A 12,972-nucleotide genomic window follows, 5' to 3' on the forward strand; every position below is an offset into this window, starting at 1 on the left:
TTTTCTGAAAATCAATATCAACCGTTTCGTTTCGAATACGGAGCTTATCTAACGTAGGTTTTGTCCTTTATCGGTAAGTCGATAAAATCTGCCGATTTTGTACGCATTCTTCGATTACTTCTGACATTTCTGACTTCCATTTCGCCAAATATTCCGATGAAAAAATAAATTTACAGCTTTGAAGCGTTGATCTTTAATCGATAACTCAATGTCAGAATTTCTCGGTTTCATCGCGTTTATAGTTCTCATTTTTCTATTCGTTTATCCATTTATATTAAGTTCAAGAGTAACGGAATTAAAAGAAAAAGTCCGCCAACTCGAAGATAGAATCAATGAGCTCGAATCGCCTTCAAAGCCTTCTTTACGGGAAAGAGACCGAATTCCGGATGAAAAACCGATTTCGATAAAGGAATCGATAGCTTTGCCGGCAAAAGAGCGGACGTCCTCCGAAGCTCAGAAAAAATCCGTTGCATCGATTCGAGAATCAGTACCGCAAGAATCGCCCTCATCTCCCAAAAAAAATCCGGTGAAATCTCAAACCTGGGAAAAAGTCGAAACGATAGTCGCCCAAAATTGGACGGGGATACTCGGGACCATCATTTTAGTCATGGGCGTAGGATTTTTAGCGATATACGCAGCTTTAAAAGTTTCTCCGATGATCCGCTTCCTAATGGTTTTGGGAATAGCGGCGGGATTATATGCCGTTTCGCTTTATCTTTTAACTAAAGAATTTTGGAAACAAATCTCCTATTGGCTAAAAAGCGCTTCGGGCGCAGTGGTTCTTTTTGCGTGCGTCGGTGCCGCTTCTCTTCCGGGAATGAAGTGGGTCGGTAATGAGATTTTAGCCCTCGTTATCGTGCTCTGTGGAATAACGATAAATTTATCATTAGCTTGGTTTGCGTCCTTACAGAGATTTGCCAGCCTGCATGTCGTTTTGAGCTTGCTAGCTCTCGCCATCTTACCTTTCACAAACTTAGTATTTTGTGTCGGAGTCGGCGTTACGGTTTTTAGCGCGGCCTTATCCTATAAAGCGAAATGGGAGTATCATCTTCTTCAAACGGTGGTCTCTTTCCTAATCGTCAATTTTTTCTTCAAAAACCATATCATTTCATCCGCTGGAGATTACGAATCGACGGCTCGGATTTTCGGACTTACCGGGACGGGTCTCGTCGGAGTAATGTCTCTTCTGGTTCATTATCGAAAAGTATACGCAACGGAAAAACTGGAAATCCTACCGTTTATCACTCATTTTGTTTCCTGGCTAAGCGCTGGTATAGGATTTGCTTTGTATTCCACAGGATCTAAATGGAATGCACCGATCCTGATTCTTATATCAATATTACTCTTTTTGCATGCTCGGAGGGCGCGCAAAATCGGAATTCGCTGGCTCTACCTTACCGACACATTAGTTTCCTTGGGAATCGCATTTCTAGGCGTCGTGTTCCTCGGTCGCTGGGAACTCGGGTATTTATCGATCATCTTGATCGTGAGCGTGCTTTTCCTAATATTTTTTATCGTGGTATCCGAAGAGAAGGAAGAGTTTTTACGACGGATCGGCGGAGCGCTTCTTCATTTTTCCTTTTTGTCGTATTTAATTATTTTATGGTCTTTGGCCGAGCAAATGCAGGATCTTAGTTCTTGGAGAAATATTTCCGCTACGCTTAGCATAATCTTTCTTACCTTTGTAGTGCAAACTATCGATTCGATTCGATATTCCCGACGATCCGATGCCTGGGACGATATTTACGGCTTCTCGGACGGTATGAAAGTGTCACCTTCGGGGATTCTTTCCGGCTTTCTTGCCTCCGCTTTATGTTATCAATGCGCCGACATAAAGGGTGTGGAGTATTTTCTCCCCGTTTTCGGAATTCTTTTATTATTCCTTAGGCAGAGGACGAACTGGAATGGGTTGGGAATCGGTTTGTTTCCATTCATTATCGCAATTCATTCTCTGGTCATCTACGCGGCAAGAAATTCGGGTCCTTGGGAACAGCTCGTCCAGGATATTCCTCTGATCGCATTCTGTGTATTTGCCATTCCATTATCGAAAATTAATCGAAGTGAGGGAGCCTCGACGTACCTATCTCAGCCGGGTGCAGTCGCATTATCTTTGCATATCGTAATACAAATTTTGTTAATCGCAGGGCCGGTATCGCCGATTTTACCGGGAATCCTTTGGTTACTCTTCTCCATTTTCTATTTGGAATTTTACGTATTAGTTTCGGCAAAATCTTCGGTTTGGATTTCCGATTGGCGCAAGAGTCTTGTTAATTCGGGAGTAGTGTGGGGGGGATTTGCATTAACTTTTGTCGCACTCTTTATCGGTGCGCATATTTTGGTTCACCTTCAATCCGAAATCTATATCGGAATATTCAAAGTTAGACTTTTGATTCAAATCTTTGCAATCGGAGTCTTCCTATATTGGGCAAATATTTCCGTATTGGGGAAAGGGAAAGATATTAGAATTAGTCGAATAATAATCCCGCTATTTTGGGAACTTTCTCTTTTAACAGGTATCATCGCTTTAACGCTCGAGATTCCAAGTAACTGGCTACCCGTTGTTTGGATCTTGCTGGCATTCCTTACGGAACTCTTTAGTAGACGGCTTTCAATCATCGAAAGGTTCCATTTTTATTCCCTGATTCTTTTTTGGATTTCGTGCATTCATACCGCTTTTCTATCCAGCTCCAATACGACGCCATCGTCCTTTTGGACGGACCAGGAATGGGTTGGCGGTTTGATATCCTTATTTTTCCAGACGGCGTATCTTATCATGGTTCGCACTCGCCCGTCGTTTCAAAAACAAGAGCGGGAAGGATTTCCCGGAACTATTAACCGTTTAGTCGAAAAGATTCAGACGAAAATCAATATTCTCGTCTTCTATCCGTTATTCTTAACCGTCGCATTATTTCTTTTCTGGAGCTTTGATGCCGCGTTCTTAACGCTGCTATGGATGACCGAAGTCTTCGTCGTTTTTCTTGTAGGGTTATTTCTTAAAGAGAACCATTTCCGCTATATTTCGTTGTCTGCAATGGTAATTTGTCTACTCAGATTGATCTTTTGGGACCTTTCCCAATCATCAACGATTACCAGGGCCCTCGTTTTTCTCGGAGTCGGCGGAATTTTGATCTTAATGAATACGATTTATAGCAAATACAGAAGCGTGGAAGGAAAAGGACCGAATGTTAAATAAGAGATTTTATGCGTTTACTTTACTGGTTGCCTTCGGCATAGTTTTAGGGTTCGCGGTTTCGGTTAACAAAGTCGGCGTGGAAAAACCGCTAACATTAGCACCTGCATTTCAATTACTCGGTAAACCGGTAAAAACTTTAGACAGAGCGTTTACTAAGATTCTTCCGATCGACAATCTGGATGAAAAGCAACTAGGCGATGCCATTGCAAGTAGATACGCAAATTACGGAAGTACGGAAAGTCCGAAAGATTTAGCGTACTTGCAAGGGTTAATCGCTAAACTTACGATAGGGAATAAGAAGGGATTTAATTATAGAATTCTAATTATGGAAACTTCACAGGCCAACGCTTTTGCAATGCCGGGCGGTATTCTATTCGTGACGTCCGGGCTGTTAACTTCCGTAAAATCCGAAGCCGAGTTGGTGGCAGTATTGGGACATGAGATCGGGCATGTCGAACTTTCGCATTGTATGGATGGGGTCCGCTTTGAATTATTAAGTCGCAAAATCGGTTCTGCGACATTGGGCGAGCTTGCCGACATCGCCACGGGAATTCTACTACGACCTTCTTTCAGTAAAAATCAGGAAAGCGAATCCGACGAATACGGGTATAAAATTCTGCTTAGAGAAGGATACGATCCGTTTGCCATGGGGCGTATGTTTCAGAGATTAAAGGAATCGTCTGGTGGAACCGAAGGACAGGAATCTCCGATCGGTGAATATTTTATGACCCATCCATACTTGGACCTTCGTTCCGAAAAGTTTCGGGAGAAGGCAAAAAAACAAGAAGCCGGGATGTATTATGTCGGAGAAAAAAACCTGTCTAATCGAACGAGTAAGTTCGAATTGGAATATGAGGATGAATTTATAAAAAGAGATTAGAAATGCCTATATTTAAGGCATAGATTACTACTTCGGGAAACGCTCTGCCTGTGAAACCGAGAAACTTTCCGTTCTGATTGGAAATTTTCTTCCACGTACTTCGGTCCTAGGAACGACCAAAGCATGAACCAATCGTTACACATAATTTTCCCTCCGATTTTAGCGCGACTTTGTCGTTTGTTCATAACTTTTTCGCAATTACGATAACGAGTTTTGCAAAAGTTGGATGCGGTTCTTGCGACTTGGGATCGAAGGCGAAAGAAATTATAGAAGTGCAGGCCGGTAGAGAAAAATCGAGGTTCCTTGTCACAGTAACTGTTACGAGTTGTACCAAAAAAATCGTCACTTCGCATGTGGAAGGAAGGTAAGATCCGGATCGAAGCGAGAATAACTTTGAAAATTTCTTATTAAAAAATCTGCAATTTTCTTGAAAAAACTGTGTCCAGCAACCCCGTTTTCGGTATATGGTACTTAAGGAATGTTACCTAAGTGCCAGGCGGAAGCCGAATCCTTAGTTAATATATATCCAATTCTCTTCACTATTCTCACTACGTGAGCGACCCCGCAAGGGGTCGCTCCGGTCTTTTGAAAAAAATTTTCCATTCCGATTCGGAATATGTTCGAATAGCCTTATCGCAGAAACTTTTCGAATTTTGTTAAGTGAATCACAAATCCTTTAAAATTTCAGCCTTCTTACGCTCGTATTCTTCTCGAGTAATTAGGCGCTTTTCCAATAATTCTTTTAAAACTTTTAAGCGTTCTTGTGCGCCTTTCGTCGTTTTTTGCGGGTTTGCGGGAGTTCCGCCATCCGGTAGTTTTGCGATCCAAAATAGGGGACGAACGCAGATTCGATTTTGATTCTTTTGATTCATAGCTGAGGTGCTTGCGTATTCAAGACCGGCGGGGCGTATCTCGGAAAGGAAGACTTCGTTTTTGGACGAGGTTACCGGTTCTTGGATCGGATATAGAATCCAATCCCGGAGAGTATATGTAGTTTGAAAATCGACGACCTGACCGATTTCTCCGAAATCTAAGACTAAACAGTTCGCATTATTATGAATGTAGAAAATCGTTCTTCGAATCCTTAAGCCTGGCCGGATCGGATCTTCTCTCTTCAAAATAACTTGATACCCTTTCGGTGTGCCGTCCGGTATCTCCTGCTCGGCCTTGTACAGCATGTCCGCTAACTTTCTTACTTCATCTTCCGAAAATAACCGAACTAGCTCTTTCGTTCCGACTAACGAATCGGAAATCCCGATATATTTAAACAAATTTTGCCAACGGCGATTAAATTCCGTCTTTTCATCTTCATCGAAATGGACTCCATTGAGTATGGAAGACGCGATCGGTAACCAAGTTTCAGGTTCGAGAAATAGCGGCGTTTCGGGACTTTTATGAATATAGAAGAAAACGATTGAATCCGATACGGATGCCATCCCCTTTTTTTGGTTGGAGAGACAACCGACTCCGACGCAGAAAATCAATAGGAAGGCTTTAAGAGCGATCTTTTTTATTGGCGTCACCTTTCTTAAGGATGTTTCCAATTTTTCCTAATTCCTCAGGCTTGATTTTAGTACCGGCCGCTTTTCTATTTTCGGCCTGGATCTCGCGGTAGACTTCCGCTCTATGTACGGAAACTTCTTTCGGAGCTTTTACTCCGATCTTAACCTGATCTCCCTTAATATCCACGATTACGATTTCTATGTCATCGCCGATAATGATCGATTCATTAGTTCTTCTAGCAAGTACGAGCACTTAGGACATCTCCACGGTAGCACTTTCAAGAATCTTTTCTCGAACGGAATGAGCTTCGTTTCTTGAAATGAATTGTCTACCCGTTAAGGTGACCTTATTTATCAAAATCGGACCCTGTAAATTCGCGGTCATGGATGCCGGATCATCGCCGGGAATCGTGACGATTACTAGAATAAGAGCCTCCGAAACCTCCTTTAGATCGATCTGAGAAAGTTCCTCGGCATTCAAGGAAGGCAAATATTCTTTCTTGAATAGGGAAGGGGGAATGACCACAAAAGCAAGCTCCACTTCGTCGATGGACTGCAGCCATTTAAATACGGATTCTTCCTCTTCTTCGATTAATGCGAAGTTTTTGTATCCCGCAAAACCGAGTAATCCTTCCGGAAAGCGAATCATTTGACGCTCCGATACTCGAATTTTTCCGAAGGGTTTGCTTTGGATTTCGACCATAACCGACCTTTTTACGGGGCCCTATTGGGAGACCGCCATTAGTTTAACCGTTTCCAGCCCGCCTACAAGGAGAATTCCTGAAGCATGCGGGGAAATCCTACATCCTATCTGAGGAAGTCCATCAGAGTAGGTTTAATAATTTTAGAACCTACATTCAACGCATATTGATGAATCGTTTCCAGCCACTTTAGATTCATAATAGTTTCCGGGAAGTCTATACCTTCATTCTTGGCGAGGAGTTCCGTCATGTAAGACTTATCGAATTCGACTCTTTGAGAATGCTCTTCCATCCGATTCATTCTAGCTCCCGTAATTGCGCGATAGCGAAGTACGTTTTCCAATGCCAAGTCCAAGTCTTGAATGTCTCTTCCCGAAATCCTTTCCTGATCTTTCTGAATCAGATCGTTTCTGAATTGAATCAGCACGTCGAAAATGGAAAGTCCGGTGACGGTTGCGGATTTGCTATAATTATTAGGCGGTTCGGAATTCGCCGAATCGATCAATCCGATGTCTCGGAGAACGGTTCCGCCTTCGATGTCTTCCAGCCAAATTTGGTGAGGGGCAGTCGAGCTTAAGCTGATATTATCCTGAGCGAGTTTATTGGCCTTAACTTCGATAGGCGCATTATTAATTTTATCAATAATATCATCGATCGTATCACCGGCAGAAACTTGAATTTCGGCGCCGTCGATCTTAAATTTCTGATCCGAAACGGCTACATAACCGGAATTATCCACACGACTCGTAACGCTCATATTCGTTCCCCAGAAAACTTTATTTCCGGGAATCGTTACTGGAATGTATTCGCCCTTTTCAATTTCGCGAATCTGCTCGCCGATATCGCCTCGATATTCCACGCCGATATACTGATTCTTTAATTCAAGACCTTGCAAACCTTTGATTTTCGATTCGATGGGTTCGAAGGGAGGGCGTTCGATGACGTGTCCTCCGAAAAGGGGACGTCCCGTCGCGTCACGCGTGTTTGCGATGTCTACTAGGGCCCGGAGCAGCTCGTCGATTTCCTTGCCGACAGCGACTTCCAGTTCGAATCCCTTATCGCCTTGGTAAATTCCGTTGGATGCCTGAACTGCAAGAACTCTGGCTCTTTGAAAAAGATTTCCGATCCTATCCAACTCACCGTCGATTTGTTGGAGTCTGCCGAATCCGTCGTCGATATTCGCTTGGAATGTCTCCAGTTCGTTTATACGAGAACGAAAAAACATTTGGTTCGTAGCTCGGCCCGGATCATCGGACGGTGTTTTAATTCGCTGTCCTGTTCCTAACTGGTTTTGGGTTTCATCCAAAGCAACCTGATGACGATTTAACGTCCTAACCAGAGTGTTGTTTTGCATCATGTTCGTGATCCGCATCATGGCTTCGCCTCCTTGCTATTCCTCGCGGAAGTTTATGCGCCTAATCGATTGATGATCGTATCCAGAATTTCATTCATGGTGTTGATCATCTTAGCGGAAGCATTATAGGAATGCTGGAATTGAACCATATTAGCCATCTCTTCATCGAGACTGACTCCCATGACCGATTGCCTCATGTTTTCGAGTTCCGTCATTAAGTCCGTTTGAATTCCCCATTCCTGTTTCGCTTCCCTCGCTTCGGTGCCTAACTTTGATATGAGTGAGTTATAAAAATCATCCGTGGTCTTGGAATAGTCCACCATGACGGGATTATTTCTTAGTGCGGAGGCTACCAATAATGCGTTGCGTCCGTCCTTATGCCCGCTGGCGGAATTATAGTCCCCGGTTCCTCCCACATCTTTTCCTCGAGCAGCGGCGATATTGGCCACATTATTGGCGATTTGCTCGTTGATTCTAAAATGAGAAGAAGGATGAAAGTGCGGAGAGAGAGTGATGTCTTCCGGTTTCGATTGAAGTTTCGTTATTTCCCCCAATCGTTTATAGTCATAAGCTCCCGTCGGCCCTGACGCCATAAGTATCCCGGTTAATCCCACCAACAAATCGCCCGAATCTTCCAAATGGCGGAGAATAAAATTCTTTTTGGGGGAATCTTCGGCAACCGTCGCTTTAAGAGCGAGTTGGTTGTCATGGTTCATGTAGGCGACGACTCCGACTTTCGAAGCATTTATTCTCTTAATAATACCGTTTAAGGTGTCGTTTGCCGAGTAAGGAATCAATACTTGTGTTTCTTTCTCATCGGGACGATGGAAGGTAAGAGTTCCTCCGATTCCGATCGGTCTATCCGGATCGAGCGTGTTCTTTCCGGTGGCTCTAAAGACTGCGGTGATATCATTTTGGCCGTCACCGTCGGAATCGTATTCTCCGAACGTATTCAGAGACAAGGATCGAATATCGAAGAAATTCTGATTCGTGTTTCCGTTAATACCGAATCCGTCCTTATGGATCTCGTTGATGACGTCCATTACGTTAACTGCAAGTGCGTCTACTTGGTCGATTTTTTCTCTTAGGACTTTATCTCGCACTTCTACCAGTCCTTGCAGGCGACCTTTCCGAAGAAGCACGGAATCTCCGGTTGTTTGCCAATATAGATCGAGCAAACCGTCTTTTGAAGGATTGCCTAGAACGTCTATCTTACTCGCTTTTCCGCCTTGGACTAGAATTTGTTGGCCGATAAAGACCATCAATTCATCCTCGTCGCTTCTGCCGATGGTGATGTCGGTTAATCCGGATAATTCCTGTAATAACGAATCTCGTTTGTCATAGAGATCGTTAGGTCGATCTCCTAACGCTTCCGATTTCGAGATTCTTTCATTTAGCGTACGAATATTTTCCGCGATTACGTTCAGGTGCAAAGCATGCGATTCGATTTCACGATTGGATTGGTCCCGCAGCTGGGTGAGCTTACGATAGACGTCCTCCATTCGGCTTCCGAGTCCTTGGGCCTTTTCGAGAACGACGGATCGATGGGCGTTGTCTTCCGGATAATTGGATAATTCTTCCCATGAAGACCAGAATTTATCCATTAAGGTACGGAGAGTCGTTCCGTTCGGTTCGTTAAAGATCGTTTCAGTTTGATAAAGATATTCGTTTTTAGCCGCCCAATAATCTTTTACGCCCGAGGTTTCTATGATTCGATCGTCGATAAAGTTATCTCTTACTCTCTCGATAGAGGCAATCTCGACACCCTGTCCGATCTGACCCGGAAGATTGGCTCTATTTAAAGAAGGTTCATACAAGGGATCCGTCGCCTGCATTACCACTCTTTGACGAGAATAGTGCTTATTGTCGGCGTTAGAAATATTATGCCCCGTGGTTTGCAGGGCTTGTTGGTGGGCGGTTAAACCTCTTTTACCGATTTCGAGTCCGGAGAATGTTGATCCCATAAATTTCTCCCTCCTTTCCTTGATTGCCTCTTATGCGGAGGCGTTTACTAAAACCGAAGAACGTTTGCGCGGAGTTCTTAAAGTAACGGGGCTATCGTCTTCGTAGGTGGACACTTCGCCGCTTTTTACGTTTTCTCTCATCGCTTCGATCGTAACTTGTAGGAATTCCTGTCGAGTACGGATTAAGCGATCGTTGGCCTTAATTCGTTCCTTCAATTTATGTACGGTATCTTTTAATTGTGTGCCTAAATGCTTTAATTTATGACCTGATTCGCGATCGAGTTTATTAAGGAAATCGGTTAGGGTCATCGGGATAATATCTTGAACGGAATTAATACAACCGGATTGATGCACCTCTTCCATCGCGCTCATTCGAACTCTCTCCAGCTCGCTCGCGTGGACGATCAGCTCGTACGTATTCTTCGCGATCTTTTCAAGCGACTTCCCGTCGGCTTTCGTCACTGCCGCAGTCTTTTCTATTTCTAACTCCAGGATTTCGGAGTATAGGCGAATCTCTTCCTGAAATAAGGAGTAAATCCGTTCCAACCATTCCTCTTTTTGTAACGTCATAGTTCGGGTCCTGTTCCTTCCCATCGGCTATTCCGAAAATTTTATGAGGGGTTTTTATCTAAATTGGAAAAGTATGAAATTCGATTTAAAAAAAATAGAGTGGGAGTATCGATTTTACGGAAATTCTCTCTCCTAATTTTATCTGTAAGGAAGTTAGAAGGGACATAATTTTAAAATTATAAATTCGAGGGAAATAGGCTGATTGATCGCCGTTCATAGGAAAAATTTTAGAAGTCGGTGAAGCCGGCAAACTGGAATTTTCATGCAGAAGACAGAACATTGATAAACGGAAATTCCATGTTCTGGAGGAAGATTCTTGTGTTAAGGTGGATTTTTCCCGTTCCTATGCAACCTTTCCAACATCTAGCAGCTTTTCAGAGAACAGAAGACAGAACATTGGTGGCATGGTTTCCACGTACTAGAGAAGGATTCTTGTGTTACAGGGGATCTTTCCTCTACCTCTATTACTTTTCCAACGTCTAGCAGCTTCTGTCTTCTGTCCTCTGCGTGGGAGCTCCTACTAAATTCTTTTTGGAAAAGTTCTTGTCAGGGGAATCGTTTTGTGGTAGAGGAATTTTTCCACCGCTCCGCTCCGGCCCCCACCCAAAGGGCGGGGTTTTTTAAGTAAATTCTACTCTCCGGCTCACAGAGGACTTTCAGAGGACGGAAGACTGAGGACAGAGGATTGGTGAGCGGAGATTCCATGTTCTGGAGAAAGATTCTTGTGTTATAGTGGATTTTTCCTCTACTTCCGTAACTTTTCCAACTTCGAGCAGCTACTGTCTTCAGTCTTCTGTCCTCTGTCTTCTGAATGTCCGCTGCGGGAATTCAAATTCAATGATCCATTCCGAATCCGACTATTTTTGACGGATTATTTCTATATTTAACGTCTTACTATCCGTATTCGGATCGAGCGACTCTCGGAATTCGTCTCGGATTTTACGACTTTTCCTTCGCAAGTAAAGCATAAGGTTCTTAGGAAAAAAATTTCCGTGCTCCTCGGAATAAAGACCGAAACTAGTAGAGTATTTCATTATGATGATCGACGCGACCCGCCGGAGCCTTGGACGTTTAACCTTTTTAATTTTCGTCTTTTGTCAAACTTTTCCGATCGGGGCCAAAGAGGACTTCTCTTCCGATAAACTTGCGATAATAAAAAAAGGTTCCACACTTCCTAAAGTCTTAACTTCCGGAAAACAGGAAGAAAAAAAAACGCAGAAGAAGCAAGGCAATCCGATCGGGCAGGTAAAAACGCCTAAGCGAGGCCCGGGTGAAATTGTCGAAAAAAAAGAATCTCTTTTTTCATTCACGCTATCCGCTCGTAAGTTCGCTCAAGGAGAAGTACTTTTTCTTTCGATCTCTCCCGAACCGCATTTATTTTCGAAATTAGATCGAGTGAAAGTGACTTGGGATGGGAACGAATTGCCGGTTTCTAAAAAGGGGGGAAGGATATCGGTTTTTATTCCGATTTCTCCCGAATTCCCGAAATCTTCCGGAGTGCTCGAGATAACCGAAAGAAATTTATTTAGAAAAAACGAATCTAAGAAATACGAAATTCCGATTCGCAAAACCGTCTATGCTACGACGAAAGTCTCCCATTTAACCATGGATAAGCAATATACTTCGGATAAACTTCCGGAAGAAACGATGGCCTTTATTAGAGAATGCTCGGAAGCAAAATCCAAGGCATTCCAGTCGAAGACGGATTTGCAGATTGAATCGGATTTCGAATATCCGGTTTCAAATCCGATTTTAAACAGCCCGTTTTACAAAAGAAGAATTTATAATAAGGAAAAGGGAAAGCCGCATGGAGGAGCGGATTTTAAAGGCGGCGTAGGAGAACCTATTTACGCGATTAACGACGGGTCCGTGATTCTATCCAGGCCGATGCACTACGAAGGAAACTTTACCGTTATAGATCACGGATCGGAAATCTATTCGCTTTATATGCACCAATCGGAATTACTCGTAAAGGTTGGAGATAAAATTAAAAAAGGGGATTTAATCGGGAAAGTCGGATCGACGGGCATGTCGACGGGACCTCATTTGCACTTGGGTCTGCGTATCCACGGTACTATGGTAGATCCGTTATCGGTAATTCAAACCAAACTATTTTCGATAAAGAAAGACTCCCGGAAGTAGACGCCGTTTTTTAACGAAACCTTTTTTGCAACATAGTAGACAACGCCAAGGCGGGCTCTAGGATTCGACCTTGCGGAGATTCATATGGAACCTAGAGTCAATAGAAAAGATTTTTTGAAAACTGCGGCTCGTTTTGCGATGACGACGGGATCTTTATCGACTTTACCGATTATCATTCAATCTTGTTCCGATTCTCCGAAAGGAATTACGGATCGGGATCTTCGATTTTCAAACTTCGAAGAAGCGGATCGCGAAATTGAGAAGTTAAGTAAGGTTAGGAAAATCGTACAGTACGGGGACTGGAGCCCGTTTCAAATTCTCGTCCACTGCGCCGAAAGTATCGAATATTCCATCAAGGGTTTTCCTGAAAACAAATCCGCGCTTTTTCAATCTACGATCGGCAAGATGGCGTTTACGGTATTTTCAATAAGAGGCAAGATGTCTCATGATTTAAACGCGCAAATTCCCGGAGCGCCCGAGTTGCCTAAAACCGGAACCCTCGAGGATGGAATCCTTGCATTAAGAAAATCTTTTGAAGCATTCATCAATCATAAAACCGATTTTGCTCCTCACTTTGCTTACGGGAAATTGAGTAAGCAGGAATACGAATTAGCTCATGCAATACATATAGCTAATCATCTAAGCTTTTTAAAATTTCCCGATTGA

10 protein-coding genes are annotated in these 12,972 nt (G+C 43.3%); 4 read left to right on the forward strand and 6 right to left on the reverse strand.

Annotated elements, in window-relative coordinates; translation table 11 throughout:
- Window positions 1-208 precede the first annotated feature (208 nt).
- Together LEP1GSC047_RS18480 and LEP1GSC047_RS18485 are read left to right on the forward strand one after the other, a co-directional pair.
- Window positions 209-3,193: a DUF2339 domain-containing protein gene (locus tag LEP1GSC047_RS18480; protein WP_010416257.1), complete on the forward strand. Its 2,985-nt coding sequence runs from the start codon at window positions 209-211 to the stop codon at window positions 3,191-3,193.
- Window positions 3,183-4,073, forward strand: a complete 891-nt coding sequence (locus LEP1GSC047_RS18485) for a M48 family metallopeptidase (RefSeq protein ID WP_010416255.1) — start codon at window positions 3,183-3,185, stop codon at window positions 4,071-4,073. Before LEP1GSC047_RS18480 ends, LEP1GSC047_RS18485 begins: the two co-directional genes overlap by 11 nt.
- A gap of 665 nt (window positions 4,074-4,738) precedes the next feature.
- Here LEP1GSC047_RS18485 and LEP1GSC047_RS18490 read toward each other — a convergent pair.
- The 6 genes from LEP1GSC047_RS18490 to LEP1GSC047_RS18515 form a co-directional block, all read right to left on the reverse strand.
- On the reverse strand, window positions 4,739-5,596 hold the full coding sequence (locus tag LEP1GSC047_RS18490; RefSeq protein ID WP_010416250.1) for an SHOCT domain-containing protein: 858 nt from the start codon (window positions 5,594-5,596) through the stop codon (window positions 4,739-4,741).
- Window positions 5,568-5,828, reverse strand: a complete 261-nt coding sequence (gene csrA, locus LEP1GSC047_RS18495) for a carbon storage regulator CsrA (protein WP_010416246.1) — start codon at window positions 5,826-5,828, stop codon at window positions 5,568-5,570. Before csrA ends, LEP1GSC047_RS18490 begins: the two co-directional genes overlap by 29 nt.
- On the reverse strand, window positions 5,829-6,278 hold the full coding sequence (fliW, locus tag LEP1GSC047_RS18500) for a flagellar assembly protein FliW (protein WP_010416244.1): 450 nt from the start codon (window positions 6,276-6,278) through the stop codon (window positions 5,829-5,831).
- Window positions 6,279-6,382: 104 nt separating this feature from the next.
- On the reverse strand, window positions 6,383-7,648 hold the full coding sequence (locus LEP1GSC047_RS18505) for a flagellar hook-associated protein 3 (RefSeq protein WP_010416242.1): 1,266 nt from the start codon (window positions 7,646-7,648) through the stop codon (window positions 6,383-6,385).
- A gap of 35 nt (window positions 7,649-7,683) precedes the next feature.
- Window positions 7,684-9,594, reverse strand: coding sequence for a flagellar hook-associated protein FlgK (flgK, locus tag LEP1GSC047_RS18510; protein ID WP_010416239.1), 1,911 nt, complete (start codon window positions 9,592-9,594; stop codon window positions 7,684-7,686).
- Window positions 9,595-9,624: 30 nt separating this feature from the next.
- Window positions 9,625-10,164, reverse strand: a complete 540-nt coding sequence (locus LEP1GSC047_RS18515; RefSeq protein WP_010416236.1) for a flagellar protein FlgN — start codon at window positions 10,162-10,164, stop codon at window positions 9,625-9,627.
- Window positions 10,165-11,202: 1,038 nt separating this feature from the next.
- On the opposite strand from LEP1GSC047_RS18515, the gene LEP1GSC047_RS18525 reads away from it, so the two are divergent.
- Together LEP1GSC047_RS18525 and LEP1GSC047_RS18530 are read left to right on the forward strand one after the other, a co-directional pair.
- The gene (locus tag LEP1GSC047_RS18525; protein WP_039935790.1) at window positions 11,203-12,306 is read left to right on the forward strand and encodes a M23 family metallopeptidase; all 1,104 of its coding nucleotides are present in this window, start codon (window positions 11,203-11,205) and stop codon (window positions 12,304-12,306) included.
- Between the two features lie 84 nt (window positions 12,307-12,390).
- Window positions 12,391-12,972: a DUF1569 domain-containing protein gene (locus LEP1GSC047_RS18530; protein WP_010416225.1), complete on the forward strand. Its 582-nt coding sequence runs from the start codon at window positions 12,391-12,393 to the stop codon at window positions 12,970-12,972.

The sequence above is a fragment of the Leptospira inadai serovar Lyme str. 10 genome, assembly GCF_000243675.2.
Classification (GTDB): domain Bacteria; phylum Spirochaetota; class Leptospiria; order Leptospirales; family Leptospiraceae; genus Leptospira_B; species Leptospira_B inadai.

Coding starts and splice junctions, on each gene's coding strand:
- LEP1GSC047_RS18480 (WP_010416257.1), top strand. CDS start 209: ATGTCAGAATTTCTCGGTTTCATCGCGTTTATAGTTCTCATTTTTCTA.
- LEP1GSC047_RS18485 (WP_010416255.1), top strand. CDS start 3,183: ATGTTAAATAAGAGATTTTATGCGTTTACTTTACTGGTTGCCTTCGGC.
- fliW (WP_010416244.1), bottom strand. CDS start 6,278: ATGGTCGAAATCCAAAGCAAACCCTTCGGAAAAATTCGAGTATCGGAG.
- LEP1GSC047_RS18505 (WP_010416242.1), bottom strand. CDS start 7,648: ATGCGGATCACGAACATGATGCAAAACAACACTCTGGTTAGGACGTTA.
- flgK (WP_010416239.1), bottom strand. CDS start 9,594: ATGGGATCAACATTCTCCGGACTCGAAATCGGTAAAAGAGGTTTAACC.
- LEP1GSC047_RS18515 (WP_010416236.1), bottom strand. CDS start 10,164: ATGACGTTACAAAAAGAGGAATGGTTGGAACGGATTTACTCCTTATTT.
- LEP1GSC047_RS18525 (WP_039935790.1), top strand. CDS start 11,203: ATGATCGACGCGACCCGCCGGAGCCTTGGACGTTTAACCTTTTTAATT.
- LEP1GSC047_RS18530 (WP_010416225.1), top strand. CDS start 12,391: ATGGAACCTAGAGTCAATAGAAAAGATTTTTTGAAAACTGCGGCTCGT.